The sequence below is a fragment of the Roseateles sp. GW821-FHT09B06 genome (assembly GCF_059418245.1).
In genome coordinates this window covers 15,994-31,707 of the sequence record NZ_JBWKPM010000033.1, presented here as the reverse complement: position 1 = coordinate 31,707, position 15,714 = coordinate 15,994, and the positions used below count along the sequence as shown (strand labels likewise).

Genomic DNA, 15,714 nt, shown 5'->3' with positions numbered 1-15,714 from the left:
TGCGCTGCAAGCCAAGAAAAAACCGCGCGGGCCTCACGGCCGGCGCGGTTTTCTCTTTATGGGGTATCGAGCCTAGACGGCGGCGGCGCGCTCGGCGGCGGCATGCGCCTGCTGGTCGGCGTGGTAGCTGGAGCGCACCATCGCGCCGACGGCGGCATGCGTGAAGCCCATCTTGTAGGCCTCGGCCTCGATCATCTTGAAGGTGTCGGGATGCACATAGCGGCGCACCGGCAGGTGGTGGCCCGAGGGCGCCAGGTACTGCCCGACGGTCAGCATGTCGATGTTGTGGGCGCGCATGTCGCGCATGACCTGGAGGATCTCCTCGTCGGTCTCGCCCAGGCCCACCATGATGCCGCTCTTGGTCGGCACGCCCGGCACTTCTTCCTTGAAGCGCTTCAAGAGGTTCAGGCTGAACTGGTAGTCCGAACCCGGGCGCGCTTCCTTGTACAGGCGCGGCGCGGTTTCAAGGTTGTGGTTCATCACGTCCGGCGGCGCGGCCTTCAGGATGTCCAGCGCGCGGTCCATGCGGCCGCGGAAATCGGGCACCAGCACCTCGATCTGGGTCGCGGGGCTCAGTTCGCGCACCTGGCGGATGCATTCGGCGAAATGGCCGGCGCCGCCGTCGCGCAGATCGTCGCGGTCGACGCTGGTGATCACCACATAGCTGAGCTTCAGCGCCGCGATGGTCTTGGCCAGGTTCAGCGGCTCGTCCACGTCCAGCGGATCGGGGCGGCCATGGCCCACGTCGCAGAAGGGGCAGCGGCGCGTGCACTTGTCGCCCATGATCATGAAGGTGGCCGTGCCCTTGCCGAAGCATTCGCCGATGTTCGGGCAGGAGGCTTCCTCGCAGACCGTGTGCAGCTTGTGCTCGCGCAGGATCTGCTTGATCTCGTAGAAGCGGGTGCTGGGCGAACCGGCCTTGACGCGGATCCAGTCCGGCTTCTTCAGGGTCTCGGCCGGCACGATCTTGATCGGGATGCGCGCGGTCTTGGCCTGGGCCTTTTGCTTGGCGGACGCGTCGTAGTCGGCGGCGTCCTGGGCCTGATGAATGACGTTCTCGGTTGCCATGGCAGCTCTTTTATATCGAGTTCAGCGCGTCAGCTGGGCCTGCAGCCGCTCGCCGAATCGCCGGGCCACCTCGGGCCAGTCAGCAGAAACCCCAATTCTAGCGAGGTCCACCGTGGCGAGCCCGGCGTAGCCGCAGGGGTTGATGCCGTGAAAGGGCGCCAGGTCCATCGCGACGTTCAGCGCGGCGCCGTGGTAGGTGCAATGGCGGCTGACCTTGATGCCCAAAGCGGCGATCTTGCCCAGGCCCTTGAAGGGATCGCTCGGATCGGCCGGGCCGCTCAGCGCCGCATGCGCGCCGGGCTCGTCCAGGCGCACATAGATGCCCGGCGCGCCCGCGACGCGATGGCCGGTGATGCCATAGCCGTCCAGGGTCTGGATCACGGCCGTTTCGAGCCGGAACACATATTCCTTGACGAAGATGCCCAGGCGCTTCAGGTCGACCAGCGGATAGGCCACCACCTGACCCGGGCCGTGATAGGTCACCTGCCCGCCGCGATTCGTCTGGATCACCGGTATGCCCTGCGGGTTCAGCACATGACCGGCTTGCCCGGCCAGGCCTTGCGTGTAGGTGGGCGCATGCTCACAAAGCCAGAGCTCGTCCTCGGTGTCGGGCCCGCGCGCCTCGGTGAATGCGCGCATCGCCTGCAGGGTGGCCGCGTAATCCACCCGGCCCAGGGTCTTCACAATCATGGGCGCAATGGTAGCGTCGGGCTGTAAGGCCTTGCCGTGCCAAGGCGACTCAGCTTGGCTCAGGATCCCGCCATGATCAAAAAACCATTCCCGTCCCTGCTCCCGCTGCCCCTGCTGCTGGCCCTGCTGTGCGGCCCCGCCCTCGCCACCCCGCTGGACGATGCGCTGCAGGCCTACGAGGCCGGTCGCCTGGACCAGGCGGCGCGGGGCTTTGCCGAGCTGTCGCGCCAGGGCCTGCCGCTGGGCGACTACAACCTGGCGATGATGCATATCCGCGGCGAACTGCCCAAGCCCGACCTCGCCGAGGCCCGGCGCCTGCTGGAACGCGCCGCGGGCCAGCGCCTGGTGCGCGCCCAGTTGGCCCTGGGCCAATGGCACGAGCAGGGCCTGCAGGGCCGGCCCGACCTGCGCCAGGCGGCCCATTGGTACGGGCTGGCCGCCAGCCAGGGCAGCGTCGACGGCCAGGTGCAGTTGGCCACCGCCTACTACCTGGGCCGCGGCCTGGCGAAGAACATGGGCCAGGCCGCCCACTGGTACCGCGAGGCGGCCAAGGGCGGCGATGTCGGCGCACAGTACCTGATCGCCTCGATGTACGAGAAGGGGCTGGGCGTGGGCCTCGACCTGCGCCTGGCGCGCTACTGGTACGACATCGCGGCACGCAATGGCGACGAGGCCGCCCCGGCCAAGCTCAAGGAGTTGGAGGGGCGGCTGGGCGGGGCGTGAGCGGGAGCCGCTCGGGAGGTGGGCGTCGGTGCTGCGTGCAGCGACGGGTGAGTCATCAAAGTACCGCAGTCGGGTGCAGGTGTTGTAGCCTGGGTGTTCGCGTTGCGACAAAAGCGGTCATCATGCCTACGGTTGCCATTGCGGGCATGCTCACTCTAACGGCAAAGGGTCACACCCATGGGCTTTCAGATCGAATACCGTAGCGATTCTGGCGAGCTGACTTCTCGCCGGGTGGATCCCATCGCCGGTTTCGCAGACGACCGAAGCTTCGATGCCTTCTGCCATCTTCGTGAGGAAAATCGGACGTTCCGCTGGACATCTATCGCATCGGCGGTATGCCTTCGTAGCGGGCAGCAATTGACTGTTGCCGAGCTATTCGCACTCATCCTTCCGGGGAGGCCCGTACCGCCGTCTGTTGCGTTGCTCCCTTGCGCTACGGTCGCTTTAACTGTCATCGCGTTTGCCCGCCAGGTCGTTGGAAGATTCGATGAAAGGCGCAAGATCATCGTGGCGCAGGAACTCATGCAAAGCCTTCCCCCAGGCGCCGCAACCCTAAACGAACTGATCGAGTTCATTTCGACAGACCTACCTCAAGCCCACCGGCTCCACGAAGGAGTCGAAGCCCTTGCCTCCAACCTCAATGCGAAGGAACGTGCACAGGCGCGGGCCGCGGCATTTCGATTGATCCGCGGCAGTGGCCGCGCCGCGCCGTCCTTGGAGCATTGTGCTGAAGTAGATCGGCTCTTTCCGCAGTAACCGACTCCTGGCAGCCCGCGCTCAGCCTGAAGCATCCACTCGCCCATCACTTGCAACGCGCTGAGCGCCGAGCCCAAGGACAATAGTCACCGCGTTGCGACCTCTGATCGGTGCGCACCGGCTGGGCCACTCACGAGCCGGGTCACGCGCGCACGGCCCGAGCCCACAAGGCGACAATCCCGGCCGATCCACTGTCATTTTCTTTCCCTCGCTCACTCTTCCCCGCGTGTCCCACACCCTCGACCAACTGCGCAGCGGCGCGCTGCGCGGCATCGCGCGCCTGAACCTGAACGGCTGCGGCCTGACGGCCTTCCCGCCCGAGATCTTTGATGATGAGCTGGCCGACACGCTGGAGATCCTCGACCTGTCCGGCAATGCGCTGGACAGCCTGCCGGAGGAGCTGCCGCGCCTGCACAGGCTGCGCATCCTGTTCGCCTCCGGCAACCGCTTCACCGAGCTGCCCGCCGTGCTGGGCCGCTGCACGCGGCTGGAGATGGTGGGCTTCAAGAGCAACAGCATCCGCACGCTGAGCGCCGCGGCCCTGCCGCCACGGCTGCGCTGGCTGATCCTGACCGACAACGAGATCGAGGCCCTGCCGCCCGAGATCGGCCGTTGCCCGCGCCTGCAGAAGCTGGCGCTGGCCGGCAACCGGCTGTGCGCGTTGCCGGCCGAGCTGGCGCAATGCACCGCACTGGAGTTGCTGCGCGTTTCGGCCAACCGGCTCGAAGCCCTGCCCGACTGGCTACCCGTGATGCCGCGGCTGGCCTGGCTGGCTTTTGCCGGCAATCCCCTGGGCGAGGCCTTGGAGCAAGCCGCTCTGGCCGGCACGCCCACACCAAGCCTGGCCTGGCCGGAGCTGCGCCTGCATGAAAAGCTCGGCGAGGGCGCCTCCGGCGTGATCCACCGCGCCGAGCACCGCGGCGCGCCGCTGGCCCTGAAGCTGTTCAAGGGCGAGGTCACCAGCGACGGCTGGCCGCGCAGCGAGATGGCGGCCTGGCTGGCGGCCGGCCGGCATGCGCACCTGATCCCGGTGCAGGGCCGCATCGCCGGCCACCCGGCCGGCGCCGAGGGCCTGGTGATGCCCCTGGTCGGGCCGGAGTTCCGCGCGCTGGCCGGGCCGCCCAGCCTGGATTCCTGCACGCGCGACGTCTATGCGCCGGACACGCGCTTCGACGGCATCGCGCTGCGGCGCCTGGCCGGCGGCATCGCCGCGGCGGTGGCGCAGCTGCACGCGCGCGGCATCACGCATGGCGACCTCTATGCCCACAACACCCTGCACGGGCCGCGGGGCATGGCCTATCTGGGCGACTTCGGCGCGGCCACGCTGTTCGCGCCGGACGACCCGCAGGCCCAGGCCCTGCAGCGCGTCGAGGTGCGCGCCTTCGGCTGTCTGCTGGAGGAGCTGTTGGCGCGCTGCGATGGCCCGGTGCCCGACGAGATCCCGGCGCTGATGCGCGCCTGTCTCGTGGAAACGCCCGCGCACCGGCCGCTGTTCGCGGCGATCGCGCGGGCGCTGGCGTAGCGCGGTCCGCTTACAGCACCACCTTGACCATCGGGTGCGTGCTCAGCGTGCGGTAGAGCTCGTCGAGCTGCTCGCGGCTGGTGGCCGTGACGGTGATGGTCAGGCCCAGGTAGTTGCCGGCCTTGCTGGGGCGGCGCTCGATCGTGGCGGCATCGAACGCCGGGTCGAACTGGCGCGCCACGCTGGCGATGGCCTCGACGAAGCCCTCGACATGGGCGCCCATCACCTTGATCGGAAAGCGCGACGGATACTCGATCAGCGATTCTTCGGGAGGAATCTCACGCATGGCTGGTCCTCCCGCTCAGATCGACTGCAGCTGCTTGGCGCGCTGGTAGGCCTCGTGGAGGCGCGCATAGACCGGGCCGGGCTTGCCGCGCAGCGCGCCATGGCCGACCGGCTCGCGGTCCAGCAGGGTCACCGGCAGGATCTCCTTGGTGGCCGAGCTGATGATGACCTCGTCGGCCGAGAACACCTCGGCCTCGGCGATCGGGCGCAGGTTGTAGCCGATGCCGCAGTCCTCGCAGAGTTCGCGCAGCAGCTCGACGCGGATGCCCTCCAGCACCTGCTCGCTCTTGGGCACGCCCAGCAGCGCGCCCTCCTTGACGATCCAGACATTCGACGAGGAGGCCTCGGTCAGATGGCCGTCGCGGAACATGATGGTCTCCAGCGCCCCGGCATCGGCCGAGATCTGGCGCGCCAGCACATTGCCCAGCAGCGAGACGCTCTTGATGTCGCCACGCTCCCAGCGGAAGTCGCGCGCCGTCACGCAGGCTACGCCATGGTGGCGCTCCTCGGCCGTGGGCAGCTTGGCCGCGACGCTGAAGGAGAAGGCCGTCGGCGTGCATTCCTTGGGCATCACGTGGTTGCGCGGCGCCACGCCGCGCGTGATCTGGAAGTAGACCCATTGATCCTCGGCCGCCACGCCGTCGATCAGCTGGCGCGCCACCGCCAGCCATTGCTCGCGGCCCAGCGGATTGGGAATGCGCAGCTTGGCCAGGCTGCGGTCCAGCCGGTCCATATGCTCGTTGAAGCGGAACAGGCGCCGGCCGTAGACCGGCACCATCTCATAGACGCCATCGCCGAAGATGAAGCCGCGGTCCAGCACCGAGATCTTGGCCTCGGCCACCGGGGCGTATTCGCCGTTCAGATAGCACTGCACATCGGGTAGGGCGTTGTTCATGCGGATCTCCTGGGCCGGTTTGCCAGCATAAATCACTTGATCCACAGGCGGATCGCATCCCAGGCGCGGCCGAAGATGCCGGCCAGCGGCACCGCCTCCTGCACCACCAGGGGCACCTCGGCCACCGGCGTGCCGGCGGCCGTCGTCACCTTCAGGGTGCCGACGCGCTGGCCCTTGGCCAGGGGCGCGACCAGCGGATCGGTGCGCTCGACCTTGGTCTGCAGCTTGCCGCCCTCGCCGCGCGGCACGGCGATGTAGACGGCACCGGCCGCGCCCAGCTTGGCCTCGGGCATGGCGCCCTTCCAGACCGGCACGTTGGAGACGGCCTGGTCCTTGTCGAACAGGCGCACCGCATCGAAGGCGCTGTAGCCCCAGTTCAAGAGCTTCTGGCTCTCGCTGGCGCGCGCCTCCTTGGACGAGGTGCCCATCACCACGCTGAGCAGGCGGCGCTTGCCGTTCGGGAACTCGCGCTGCGCGCTGGCCACCAGGCAGTAGCCGGCGGCGTCGGTGAAGCCGGTCTTCATGCCGTCGACGCTGGGATCGCGGCCCAAGAGCAGGTTGCGGTTGTACTGCTTGATCTTGTTGAAGGTGTAGTCGCGCTGCGAGTAGTAGTTGGCGTAGTACTCGGGGAAGTCGATGATGATGCGCGAGGCGATGATGGCCATGTCGCGCGCCGAACTCCGGTGGCCCGGCTCGGTGATGCCGGTGACGTTCTTGAACTCGGTGTTCTTCAGGCCCCAGGCCTGGGCCTGGCGGTTCATCATCGCGACGAACTGCTCGACCGAGCCGCCCACGCCCTCGGCCAGCGCCACCGAGGCGTCGTTGCCGGACTGGATGATCATGCCGCGCAGCAGCTCGTCGACCTTGGGCGTCATGGTCGTGTCGATGAACATCAGCGAGGGATCGCCCTTGCGCTCGTCCCAGGCGCGCTTGGAGATGGTGAGCGGCTGCTCCAGGGTCAGGCGCTTGGCCTTCAGCGCGTCGAAGACGATATAGGCCGTCATCAGCTTGGTCAGCGAGGCCGGATCCTGCGGTACATCGGCCTCGCGCTCGGCCAGCACCTTGTTGGCGGTGATGTCGAGCAGCAGGTAGTTGCGCGCCGCGGTCTCGGGCGGCTGCGGAGCCTGCGCAAAGGTGTTGAGGGCGCTGGCCGCGGCCAGGGCAAAGGCAATCAATCGCTTCATCGGAACTGCTTCAGGAAAAAATAGGGAACGCTGGGGCGCGCGGGCTCAATGCCAGCCGCGCACGACGATGTCCTTGAGCAGCAGCAGCTGCCCGTGGAAGAAATGGCCGACGCCGGGCACCACGGTCACCGGCAGGGCCTGCGGCCGCGCCCAGTCCAGCACGGCGGCGAGCGGTACCACGTCGTCCACCTCGCCATGCACCACCAGGGTGTCGGCCGGCACCGGCGCCATGTCGAAACGGCTGGCCGCCGGGCCCACCAGGGCCAGGCGCTCGGCGCGCTCGCCCTCGGGCAGGCGGGCGGCCACGCGCGAGGCCACATAGCCGCCGAAGGAGAAGCCGGCCAGCACCAGGGGCAGCCCCGCCTCGCGGTGCCGGGCGATCACGGCCAGCGCGTCGTCCACCTCGCCGCGGCCCTCGTCCCAGCCGCCCTCGGACCTGCCGATGCCGCGGAAGTTGAAGCGCACCGCGCGGTAGCCCAGTTGCACGAAGGCACGCGCCAGGGTCTGCACGACCTTGTTGTCCATCGTGCCGCCCTGGGTCGGATTCGGATGGCAGATCACCGCGACGCCGCGCAGCGGCCGCGCGCCCGCGGGCTGGTCGACCGCGCATTCCAGGGCGCCGGCCGGTCCGTCGATCAGCAGCTTTTCGGTCTGCGAATTCATGCGCCGCTCACCGTCCAACGTTGGCGGGCAGCAGCAGGCGCTCGACCACGCGGCCCTGCTGCAGGTGCTGCTCGACGATCTCGTCGATGTCGCTCTGGTCCACGAAGGTGTACCAGGTCTCGTCCGGGTAGACCACGGCCACCGGCCCGCCGGCACAGCGGTCCAGGCAGCCCGCCTTGTTGACGCGCACGCCCCCCGGGCCGGCCAGGCCCAGCTTCTTGACCCGGGACTTGCAATGGTCGAAGCTCGCCTGCGCGTCATGCTGCGCGCAGGCGTTCTCGCCGCTGTCGCGCTGATTCAGGCAGAAAAAGATGTGATGCTTGTAGTAGGACACGGGTGTTTTTCGGAGCTCGCCGCAGGCCATCGGCGTATACCCCGATCCTAACGCCTGCGCCGCCCGCGGGCCCCGCGATGCGGGCCCATTGCGTGTCAGAGCTTTGCGGCGCAGCGGCGCAGGCAGTCGATCAGCTGCTCGCTGGCGGGCGTGCGCAGGCGGCCGCGCATCGTGATGATGCCCACCGGCGGCAGTTCGATGTCCACCGCGATCTTCAGGACCTTCACCAGGCCCTGGCGCTCGAAGTGCCGCGCCACCGAGCGAGCCCAGAAGCCCAGCGCCGCGCGCTGCTGCATGAAGTTCAGGGTCACCAGAAAGGAGGCCGACTCGACGATGTCGGCCGGCGGGTTGACGCCGTTCCTGTAGAACTGCTGGTGCAGCTTGATGCGCGACGAGGCCCAGGGCGGCGGCATCACCCAGGGCGCCGCGGCCAGTTCGGCCCAGCGCAGCCGCGGCTTGCGCGCCAGCGCATGGTCGGGCGGCGCGACGATGCACATCGGCTCCTCGTACAGCGGCTCCATCTCCAGGTCCGGCGCCGCGTAGCCGGGCTCCAGCCGGCCGACGAACAGGTCCAGCTCGCCGACCCGCAGGCGCGGCAGCAGGCGGGTCAGGTCGCCCTCTTCGATCGCCACCGTGGTCTGGGCCGAGCGCTCCTTCAGCATCTCGACCGCGCGCGCCAGCAGCACCGGCGTGGCCACCACCATCGCACCGACGCTGCTGCGCCCGGCCGCGCCGCTGGCCACCGCGTCGATCTCGTCGCGCGTGCGCTCGTAGTCGGCCAGCACCGAGCGCGCGAAGCGCACCACCGCCAGGCCGTAGGCCGTGGGCTCGGTGCCGCGGGTGGAGCGCAGGAACAGGTCGAGGTCGAACAAGCGCTCGATCTCGGCCAGGGTCTTGGAGACGGCCGGCTGGCTCAGCGACAGGAACTCGGCGGCGCGGCCCAGATGGCGGAACTGGTCCAGCGCCACCAGCAGCTGCAGATGGCGCAGCTTCAGGTTGGAACGCAGCACGCGGTCGATCTTGCTCATGTCCTGCTTTGCGGCCTACATGCCATATTCGGCAAGAAGACAGTCCGTTTCTTCATTGGATCGCCATGATAAGACCGCCAACAATCGGGACCAGCCAGATCACAAGATCCACAGGAGACAAGCACCATGACGATGAGATCCAGCCGCCGCCAGTTCGTCCTCGGCACCCTGGGCGCTGCCGCCGGCCTGGCCCTGCCCGCTGGCCGTGCCCTGGCCGCCGGCTATCCGGAGCGCCCCATCACCTTCATCTGCCCCTGGCCGGCCGGCGGCACGGCCGACATGACGATGCGCGCGCTGTGCGCTGTCGCGGCCAAGCAGTTGGGCCAGACCATCATCGTCGACAACAAGGCCGGCGCCTCCGGCATGCTGGGCCTGCGCAGCATGGCCGCGGCCAAGGCCGACGGCTACACGATCGGCCAGATCCCGATCTCGGTGGCGCGCTTCTCGCAGCTGGGCAGCGTGCCGCTGGATCCGCTGAAGGACCTCAGCTATATCGCGCGCGTCTCGGGCCAGACCTTCGGCATCGTCTGCCAGGCCGAAGCGCCCTGGAAGAACATCAAGGAGCTGGTCGCCCATGCCCGCGCCAATCCCGGCAAGCTGACCTATGCCAGCGCCGGCGTGGCCGGTGCCACCCATGTGGGCATGGAGGAATTCGCCCAGGCGGCCGGCATCGAGATGCTGCACATCCCCTACAAGGGCGGCGCGCCGGCCTTGCAGGGCGTGCTGAGCGGCGAGGTGAACCTGCTGATCGATTCCAGCTCCTGGGCGCCCCATGTGCAGGCCGGCAAGCTGCGCCTGCTGGGCACGCTCGGCGAGAAGCGCACCGCCGACTTCAAGGAGGTGCCCACGGTCAGCGAGCAGGGATTCCCGGTCGTCGTCGATGCGCCCAATGGCATCGGCGGGCCCAAGGGCCTGGAGCCGGCCATTCTTGCCCGGCTGCGTGCCGCCTTCAGACTGGCCGCGGCCAGCCCCGAGTTCGCGGCGGCCTGCGACAAGATCGACGCGCCGCTGATGTATCTGGACGGCCCGGACTATGAAAAATACGTGGCCCAGACCATGCAGAAGGAGAAGATCCTGATCGAGAAACTCAAGCTGCGCGAGCTGCTGGCCAAGGGCTGATTTGATTCACCCCCTACGCGCTTCGCGCGCCCCCTCATGGGGCCGCACCAGCGGCCCGGCAAAGCCGGTTCCGCGGTGCGCGCTTGGGAACACAGTCATCGCCATTGAGAAACCTATGCCACACGATGTACCGCTGATCCGCCTGCACGAGCGGGACAATGTGCTGATCGCGCGCCGCGCGATCGCGCTGGGCGAGGCCCTGCCGGGCCTTGCGGCCAAGGCCCGCGCCCAGGTGCCGGCCGGCCACAAGATTGCCGCCCGCGCCATCGCGGCGGGCGAGGCGATCCTGAAGTACGACACCGTGATCGGCTTCGCGGCGCGCGCGCTGGAGGCCGGCGAGTACCTGCACACGCACAACATCCGCCACGAGGAGCGCGACGGCTACGACTACGAGTTCGGCACCGACCAGAGGCCCGTGGCGCTGCTGCCGGAGGGCGAGCGCGCCACCTTCATGGGCATCAAGCGGGCAGACGGCCGCATCGCCACGCGCAACTACATCGGCCTGATCGCCTCGGTGAACTGCTCGTCCACCGTGATCCACAAGGTAGCCGAGTGGTTCACGCCGGCGCGGCTGGCCGCCTATCCGAACGTCGATGGCGTCGTTGCCTTCGCGCAGACCAGCGGCTGCGGCATGTCCTCGCCCAGTGAGCATTTCGACGTGCTGCGCCGCACCCTGGCCGGCTATGCGCGCCACCCGAACCTGGGCGGCGTGATCGTCGTGGGCCTGGGCTGTGAGCGCAACCAGGTGCCGGAGCTGATGGCCTCGCAGGGGCTGGACGAGGGCCTGCAGCTGAAGAGCTTCGTGATGCAGCAGACCGGCGGCACGCGCGCCACCATCGCGGCAGGCGTCAAAGCGGTCGAGGAAATGCTGCCGCGCGCCAATGACATCCGGCGCGAGCCGGTCTCGGCCAGCCATCTGAAGATCGGTCTGGAATGCGGCGGCTCGGACGGCTTCTCGGGCATCAGCGCGAATCCCGCGCTGGGCGCTGCAATGGACATCCTGGTCGCGCATGGCGGCACCGCGATCCTGTCGGAGACGCCCGAGATCCATGGCGTCGAGCATCTGCTGACGCGCCGCGCGGTCAGCGAGGAAGTCGGCCGCAAGCTGCTGGCGCGGCTGGACTGGTGGAAGCGCTACACGGCCGGCCACAACGGCCAGTTCAATGGCGTCGTCGGTCCGGGCAACCAGGCCGGCGGCCTGGCGAACATCGTCGAGAAGTCGCTGGGCTCGGCGATGAAGGCCGGCACCACGCCGCTGCGCCAGGTCTATGAATATGCCGAGCCGATCACCGAGCGCGGTTTCGTCTTCATGGATTCGCCCGGCTACGACCCGGTGGCCACCACCGGCCAGATTGCCAGCGGCGCCAACGTGATCTGCTTCACCACCGGCCGCGGCTCGATGTTCGGCTCCAAGCCGGCGCCGACCATCAAGCTGGCCTCCAACACGCCGATGTACCAGCGCCTCGCCGAGGACATGGACATCAACTGCGGCCAGGTGATCGACGGTACCTTGGACATCCAGCAGATGGGCCAGGAGATCTTCCAGCACATCCTTCGCGTGGCCTCGGGCGAGGCGACCTGCAGCGAGAAGCTGGGCCTGGGCGACCATGAGTTCGTGCCCTGGCACCTTGGAATCGTGAGCTGATGGCCCACCCCCTACGCGCTGCGCGCGCCCCCTCGAGGGGGCACGCCCGACGGACCGGCAGAGCCGGATCCGCGCGCTTCGCTCGGTGGGACCGCGCCGCTGCGACGACCTGTTTCAAGAGGAATGGATGAGCAATGACCTGACCCTGCGCGACAGCGACCTGCTGCGCACGCAGAATTTCATCGCCGGCGCCTGGCGCGACGCCGCCTCCGGCCATACCCTGCCGGTCACGAACCCGGCCGACCAGTGCCGGATCGCCGAGGTGCCCGACAGCACGGCCGCCGACGCGCAGGCCGCCGCCGATGCCGCGCAGGCCGCCTTCCCGGCCTGGCGCGCCACGCCGGCCAAGGCGCGCGCGCAGATTCTGAAGCGCTGGCTGGCCTTGATCAGCGAGCACCAGGAGGACCTGGGCCGGCTGATCTCGCGCGAGCAGGGCAAGCCCTTGACCGAGGGCAAGGGCGAGGTGCTGTATGCGGCCGGCTATGTCGAGTGGTTCGCCGAGGAGGCGGTGCGCATCTGCGGCGACGTGATCGCGGCGCCGGTCGCGGATCGGCAGATGCTGACGATCAAGGAGCCGGTGGGCGTGGTCGCCGTGATCACGCCCTGGAACTTCCCGGCCGCGATGATCGCGCGCAAGATCGCGCCGGCGCTGGCGGCCGGCTGCACCGTCGTGGCCAAACCCGCCGAGGACACGCCGCTGACCGCGCTGGCCTTCGTGCGCCTGGCCGAGCTGGCCGGCGTGCCGGCGGGTGTGCTGAACATCGTCTGCGCCTCGCGCGAGCAGACGCCGGCCGTGGTCGACGAGTGGTTGAAAGATGCCCGCGTGCGCAAGATCAGCTTCACCGGTTCGACGCCGGTGGGCAAGCACCTGGCACGCGAGTCGGCCGCCACCTTGAAGAAGCTGTCGCTGGAGCTGGGCGGCAACGCCCCCTTCATCGTCTTCGACGATGCCGACATCGACGCCGCGGTGGCGGGACTGATGGCGGCGAAGTTCCGCAACGGCGGCCAGACCTGCGTCTGCCCGAACCGGGTCTATGTGCAGGACGGTGTGTTCGAGGCCTTCGCCGACAGGCTGGCGGCGCGGGTGAGCGCGCTGAAGGTCGGCCCGGCCACCGAGGCCGATGCGCAGATCGGGCCGATGATCAACGAACGCGCGGTCGAGAAGATCCTGCTGCACATCACCGACGCGGTGGCCCAGGGCGCACGGCTGCTGGTCGGCGGCACACGCGTGCGCGAGGCGCTGGGGCCCAACTACGTGGCACCCACCGTGCTGGCCGAGCCCTCGAACGCAGCTCTGGTGTGCTGCGAGGAAACCTTCGGCCCCGTGGTGCCGCTGTTCCGCTTCCGGACCGAGGACGAGGCGATCCGCCTCGCCAATGACACGCCCTTCGGCCTGGCCGCCTATTTCTACTCGCTGGGCGTACAGCGCATCCATCGCGTCGCGGCGGCGCTGGAAACGGGTATCGTCGGCATCAACGAAGGTGCGGTGGCCGCGGAGGCCGCGCCCTTCGGCGGCGTCAAGGAATCGGGCTATGGCCGCGAGGGTTCGCGCCATGGGCTGGATGACTACATGCACACCAAATATCTGTGTCAGGGCAGCCTGGCCTGAGCAGACCATCACCATGAGCAACTCCTTCAAGGCCGCGCTGCAGCGCGGCGAGCCGCAGATCGGTCTGTGGCTGTCGATGGCCCAGTCCTACAGCGCCGAAATCTGCGCGACGGCCGGCTTCCAATGGCTGCTGATAGACGGCGAGCACGCGCCCAACGATGTGCGCTCGACCCTGGCCCACCTGCAGGCGGTGGCGGCCTATCCGGCGCATCCGGTGGTGCGCGCGGTGCAGGGCGAGACCGCGCTGATCAAGCAGTTGCTGGACATCGGCGCCCAGACCCTCCTGGTGCCGATGGTGGACACGCCCGAGCAGGCACAGGCCCTGGTGTCGGCCTGCCGCTATCCGCCCCAGGGGGTGCGCGGCGTGGGCTCGGCGATCGCCCGCGCCTCGCGCTGGAGCGCCCGCAAGAACTACCTGGACGAAGCCAATGACGAGGTCTGCCTGCTGGTGCAGGCGGAGACCGTGACCGCACTGAAGAACCTGGAGGCCATCTGTGCGGTGGACGGCGTCGACGGCGTCTTCATCGGCCCGGCCGATCTGGCCGCTTCGATGGGGCGCCGCGGCCAACCGAGCCACCCGGAGGTACAGGCCGCGATCGAGCGGGCCATTAGAACCATTGCGGCCAGCGGCAAGGCCGCCGGCACGCTGACCGGCGATATCGCGGCAGCGCGGCGTTACCTGGAGCTCGGAGCCCGCTTCGTCGCGGTCGGCATCGACGTGACCCTGCTGGCCCAGGCGAGCCGGCGCCTGGCCGTCGAATTCGGCCTCAGCGAAGCGCTGCCGGCCGGCCCGGGCGCCGCCTACTGATCAAACAAGGAAGCAAGACCAATGAGCAAGACCTACAAGATCGCGGTGATCCCCGGAGACGGGATCGGCAAGGAAGTGATGCCGGAGGGCCTGCGCGCGCTGCGGGCGGCCTCCGAGCGCTTCGGCTTCAAGCTGGAGCTGACGGAGATCGAATGGGCCAGCTGCGACTACTACGCCCGGACCGGCGCGATGATGCCCGAGGACTGGAAGGCCCAACTCGAGGGCATGGACGCGATCCTGTTCGGCGCGGTGGGCTGGCCGGCCACCGTGCCCGACCATGTCTCGCTGTGGGGTTCGCTGCTGAAGTTCCGCCGCGAGTTCGACCAGTACATCAATCTGCGCCCGGTGCGCCTCTTTGACGGCGTGCCCTGCCCGCTGGCCGGGAGGAAGGCCGGCGAGATCGACTACTTCGTCGTGCGCGAGAACACCGAGGGCGAGTACACGAACCTGGGCGGCGTGATGTATGCCGGCACCGAGCGCGAGATCGTGATCCAGGAATCGGTCTACTCGCGCTTCGGCGCCGACCGGGTGCTGAAGTACGCCTTCGAGCTGGCCGACAGCCGAGCCCGCAAGCACCTGACCGTGGCCACCAAGAGCAACGGCATCGCGATCTCGATGCCCTGGTGGGACGGGCGCGCCGATGCGGTGAGCCAGGGCTATCCCGAGGTCACGGTGGACAAGCAGCATATCGACATCCTGAGCGCGCGCTTCGTGCTGCAGCCGGGGCGCTTTGACGTGGTCGTCGCCTCCAACCTGTTCGGCGACATCCTCTCGGACCTGGGCCCGGCCACCACCGGCACGATCGGGCTGGCCCCCTCGGCCAACCTGAACCCGGAGCGCAAGTTCCCCTCGCTGTTCGAGCCGGTGCATGGTTCGGCGCCGGACATCTATGGGCAGAACATCGCCAACCCGGTGGCGATGATCTGGTCGGCGGCGCTGATGCTGGACTTCCTGGGCGAGCGCGCCGCGCATGACGCGATCCTGAAGGCCGTCGAGACCGTGCTGGTCGAGGGGCCGCGCACGCGGGACCTGGGTGGCCAGGCCTCCACCACCGAGATGGGCGAGGCGCTGGCGAAGCTGATCTGAGCGGAGGCGGCAGCAAGCTCTGCGGTCGCACAAAGCAAAACGCCCTCGCGATGCGAGGGCGTTTCTCTTGATGGTTGCGGGGGCAGGATTTGAACCTACGACCTTTGGGTTATGAGCCCAACGAGCTACCAGACTGCTCCACCCCGCGACTGATCTGATCGAACAAAAAAGCCGCCCGACTGGTGAGCGGCTTTATTGTGAACCGAAGTTCCGAATTCTGCTGGTTGCGGGGGCAGGATTTGAACCTACGACCTTTGGGTTATGAGCCCAACGAGCTACCAGACTGCTCCACCCCGCGA

Annotated in this window: 16 protein-coding genes and 2 tRNA genes; 8 read left to right on the top strand and 10 right to left on the bottom strand. The window is 68.5% G+C overall.

The genetic code is table 11. The features are described from left to right. Positions 1-72: 72 nt before the first annotated feature. Together lipA and lipB are read right to left on the bottom strand one after the other, a co-directional pair. Complete coding sequence (lipA, locus tag AC07OQ_RS21370) at positions 73-1,068, bottom strand: lipoyl synthase (RefSeq protein WP_495055151.1); 996 nt, start codon at positions 1,066-1,068, stop codon at positions 73-75. 21 nt (positions 1,069-1,089) lie between these two features. Next, positions 1,090-1,758 (bottom strand): lipoyl(octanoyl) transferase LipB, encoded by a 669-nt coding sequence (lipB, locus tag AC07OQ_RS21365; RefSeq protein ID WP_495055150.1) that lies wholly within the window; start codon positions 1,756-1,758, stop codon positions 1,090-1,092. Positions 1,759-1,830: 72 nt separating this feature from the next. Here lipB and AC07OQ_RS21360 point away from each other — a divergent pair, with 72 nt between their 5' ends. The 3 genes from AC07OQ_RS21360 to AC07OQ_RS21350 all read left to right on the top strand — a co-directional run bounded on the left by AC07OQ_RS21360 (position 1,831) and on the right by AC07OQ_RS21350 (position 4,759). Further along, the gene (locus tag AC07OQ_RS21360) at positions 1,831-2,481 is read left to right on the top strand and encodes a tetratricopeptide repeat protein (RefSeq protein ID WP_495055149.1); all 651 of its coding nucleotides are present in this window, start codon (positions 1,831-1,833) and stop codon (positions 2,479-2,481) included. A 177-nt stretch (positions 2,482-2,658) separates the two neighbouring features. After that, the gene (locus tag AC07OQ_RS21355; RefSeq protein WP_495055148.1) at positions 2,659-3,237 is read left to right on the top strand and encodes a hypothetical protein; all 579 of its coding nucleotides are present in this window, start codon (positions 2,659-2,661) and stop codon (positions 3,235-3,237) included. A gap of 226 nt (positions 3,238-3,463) precedes the next feature. Next, the gene (locus AC07OQ_RS21350) at positions 3,464-4,759 is read left to right on the top strand and encodes a leucine-rich repeat-containing protein kinase family protein (protein ID WP_495055147.1); all 1,296 of its coding nucleotides are present in this window, start codon (positions 3,464-3,466) and stop codon (positions 4,757-4,759) included. Between the two features lie 10 nt (positions 4,760-4,769). Here the strand turns inward: AC07OQ_RS21350 and AC07OQ_RS21345 are convergent, their stop codons facing one another. The 6 genes from AC07OQ_RS21345 to AC07OQ_RS21320 form a co-directional block, all read right to left on the bottom strand. After that, the gene (locus AC07OQ_RS21345; RefSeq protein ID WP_495055146.1) at positions 4,770-5,045 is read right to left on the bottom strand and encodes a DUF493 family protein; all 276 of its coding nucleotides are present in this window, start codon (positions 5,043-5,045) and stop codon (positions 4,770-4,772) included. A 15-nt stretch (positions 5,046-5,060) separates the two neighbouring features. Next, a complete protein-coding gene (locus AC07OQ_RS21340; protein WP_495055145.1) occupies positions 5,061-5,939 on the bottom strand; it encodes a D-amino acid aminotransferase in 879 nt (292 codons plus the stop codon). A gap of 32 nt (positions 5,940-5,971) precedes the next feature. Then, positions 5,972-7,123, bottom strand: coding sequence for a D-alanyl-D-alanine carboxypeptidase family protein (locus tag AC07OQ_RS21335; RefSeq protein ID WP_495055144.1), 1,152 nt, complete (start codon positions 7,121-7,123; stop codon positions 5,972-5,974). 45 nt (positions 7,124-7,168) lie between these two features. Continuing rightward, the gene (locus tag AC07OQ_RS21330; RefSeq protein WP_495055143.1) at positions 7,169-7,786 is read right to left on the bottom strand and encodes an alpha/beta hydrolase; all 618 of its coding nucleotides are present in this window, start codon (positions 7,784-7,786) and stop codon (positions 7,169-7,171) included. 7 nt (positions 7,787-7,793) lie between these two features. Continuing rightward, positions 7,794-8,150: a (2Fe-2S) ferredoxin domain-containing protein gene (locus AC07OQ_RS21325; RefSeq protein ID WP_495055142.1), complete on the bottom strand. Its 357-nt coding sequence runs from the start codon at positions 8,148-8,150 to the stop codon at positions 7,794-7,796. A 65-nt stretch (positions 8,151-8,215) separates the two neighbouring features. After that, on the bottom strand, positions 8,216-9,148 hold the full coding sequence (locus AC07OQ_RS21320) for a LysR substrate-binding domain-containing protein (protein ID WP_495055141.1): 933 nt from the start codon (positions 9,146-9,148) through the stop codon (positions 8,216-8,218). 126 nt (positions 9,149-9,274) lie between these two features. Here AC07OQ_RS21320 and AC07OQ_RS21315 point away from each other — a divergent pair, with 126 nt between their 5' ends. The 5 genes from AC07OQ_RS21315 to AC07OQ_RS21295 all read left to right on the top strand — a co-directional run bounded on the left by AC07OQ_RS21315 (position 9,275) and on the right by AC07OQ_RS21295 (position 15,415). Then, positions 9,275-10,267, top strand: coding sequence for a tripartite tricarboxylate transporter substrate binding protein (locus tag AC07OQ_RS21315; protein WP_495055140.1), 993 nt, complete (start codon positions 9,275-9,277; stop codon positions 10,265-10,267). A gap of 115 nt (positions 10,268-10,382) precedes the next feature. Continuing rightward, positions 10,383-11,912, top strand: a complete 1,530-nt coding sequence (locus AC07OQ_RS21310; protein ID WP_495055139.1) for a UxaA family hydrolase — start codon at positions 10,383-10,385, stop codon at positions 11,910-11,912. A 127-nt stretch (positions 11,913-12,039) separates the two neighbouring features. After that, complete coding sequence (locus AC07OQ_RS21305) at positions 12,040-13,521, top strand: NAD-dependent succinate-semialdehyde dehydrogenase (protein WP_495055138.1); 1,482 nt, start codon at positions 12,040-12,042, stop codon at positions 13,519-13,521. 13 nt (positions 13,522-13,534) lie between these two features. Next, a complete protein-coding gene (gene hpaI / locus AC07OQ_RS21300) occupies positions 13,535-14,329 on the top strand; it encodes a 4-hydroxy-2-oxoheptanedioate aldolase (RefSeq protein ID WP_495055137.1) in 795 nt (264 codons plus the stop codon). Between the two features lie 21 nt (positions 14,330-14,350). Further along, positions 14,351-15,415 carry a tartrate dehydrogenase gene (locus tag AC07OQ_RS21295; protein WP_495055136.1) on the top strand — a complete coding sequence of 355 codons (1,065 nt, stop codon included), beginning with the start codon at positions 14,351-14,353 and terminating at the stop codon, positions 15,413-15,415. A gap of 71 nt (positions 15,416-15,486) precedes the next feature. On the opposite strand, the gene AC07OQ_RS21290 is transcribed toward AC07OQ_RS21295, so the two are convergent. Both AC07OQ_RS21290 and AC07OQ_RS21285 read right to left on the bottom strand, forming a co-directional pair. Further along, positions 15,487-15,563, bottom strand: a tRNA-Met gene (locus AC07OQ_RS21290). Positions 15,564-15,636: 73 nt separating this feature from the next. Beyond that, positions 15,637-15,713 (bottom strand) — tRNA-Met (locus AC07OQ_RS21285). Position 15,714 lies beyond the last annotated feature (1 nt).

Coding starts and splice junctions, on each gene's coding strand:
- lipA (WP_495055151.1), bottom strand. CDS start 1,068: ATGGCAACCGAGAACGTCATTCATCAGGCCCAGGACGCCGCCGACTAC.
- AC07OQ_RS21310 (WP_495055139.1), top strand. CDS start 10,383: ATGCCACACGATGTACCGCTGATCCGCCTGCACGAGCGGGACAATGTG.
- AC07OQ_RS21315 (WP_495055140.1), top strand. CDS start 9,275: ATGACGATGAGATCCAGCCGCCGCCAGTTCGTCCTCGGCACCCTGGGC.
- AC07OQ_RS21320 (WP_495055141.1), bottom strand. CDS start 9,148: ATGAGCAAGATCGACCGCGTGCTGCGTTCCAACCTGAAGCTGCGCCAT.
- AC07OQ_RS21340 (WP_495055145.1), bottom strand. CDS start 5,939: ATGAACAACGCCCTACCCGATGTGCAGTGCTATCTGAACGGCGAATAC.
- AC07OQ_RS21330 (WP_495055143.1), bottom strand. CDS start 7,786: ATGAATTCGCAGACCGAAAAGCTGCTGATCGACGGACCGGCCGGCGCC.
- hpaI (WP_495055137.1), top strand. CDS start 13,535: ATGAGCAACTCCTTCAAGGCCGCGCTGCAGCGCGGCGAGCCGCAGATC.
- lipB (WP_495055150.1), bottom strand. CDS start 1,758: ATGATTGTGAAGACCCTGGGCCGGGTGGATTACGCGGCCACCCTGCAG.
- AC07OQ_RS21360 (WP_495055149.1), top strand. CDS start 1,831: ATGATCAAAAAACCATTCCCGTCCCTGCTCCCGCTGCCCCTGCTGCTG.
- AC07OQ_RS21335 (WP_495055144.1), bottom strand. CDS start 7,123: ATGAAGCGATTGATTGCCTTTGCCCTGGCCGCGGCCAGCGCCCTCAAC.
- AC07OQ_RS21325 (WP_495055142.1), bottom strand. CDS start 8,150: ATGGCCTGCGGCGAGCTCCGAAAAACACCCGTGTCCTACTACAAGCAT.
- AC07OQ_RS21295 (WP_495055136.1), top strand. CDS start 14,351: ATGAGCAAGACCTACAAGATCGCGGTGATCCCCGGAGACGGGATCGGC.
- AC07OQ_RS21305 (WP_495055138.1), top strand. CDS start 12,040: ATGAGCAATGACCTGACCCTGCGCGACAGCGACCTGCTGCGCACGCAG.
- AC07OQ_RS21345 (WP_495055146.1), bottom strand. CDS start 5,045: ATGCGTGAGATTCCTCCCGAAGAATCGCTGATCGAGTATCCGTCGCGC.
- AC07OQ_RS21355 (WP_495055148.1), top strand. CDS start 2,659: ATGGGCTTTCAGATCGAATACCGTAGCGATTCTGGCGAGCTGACTTCT.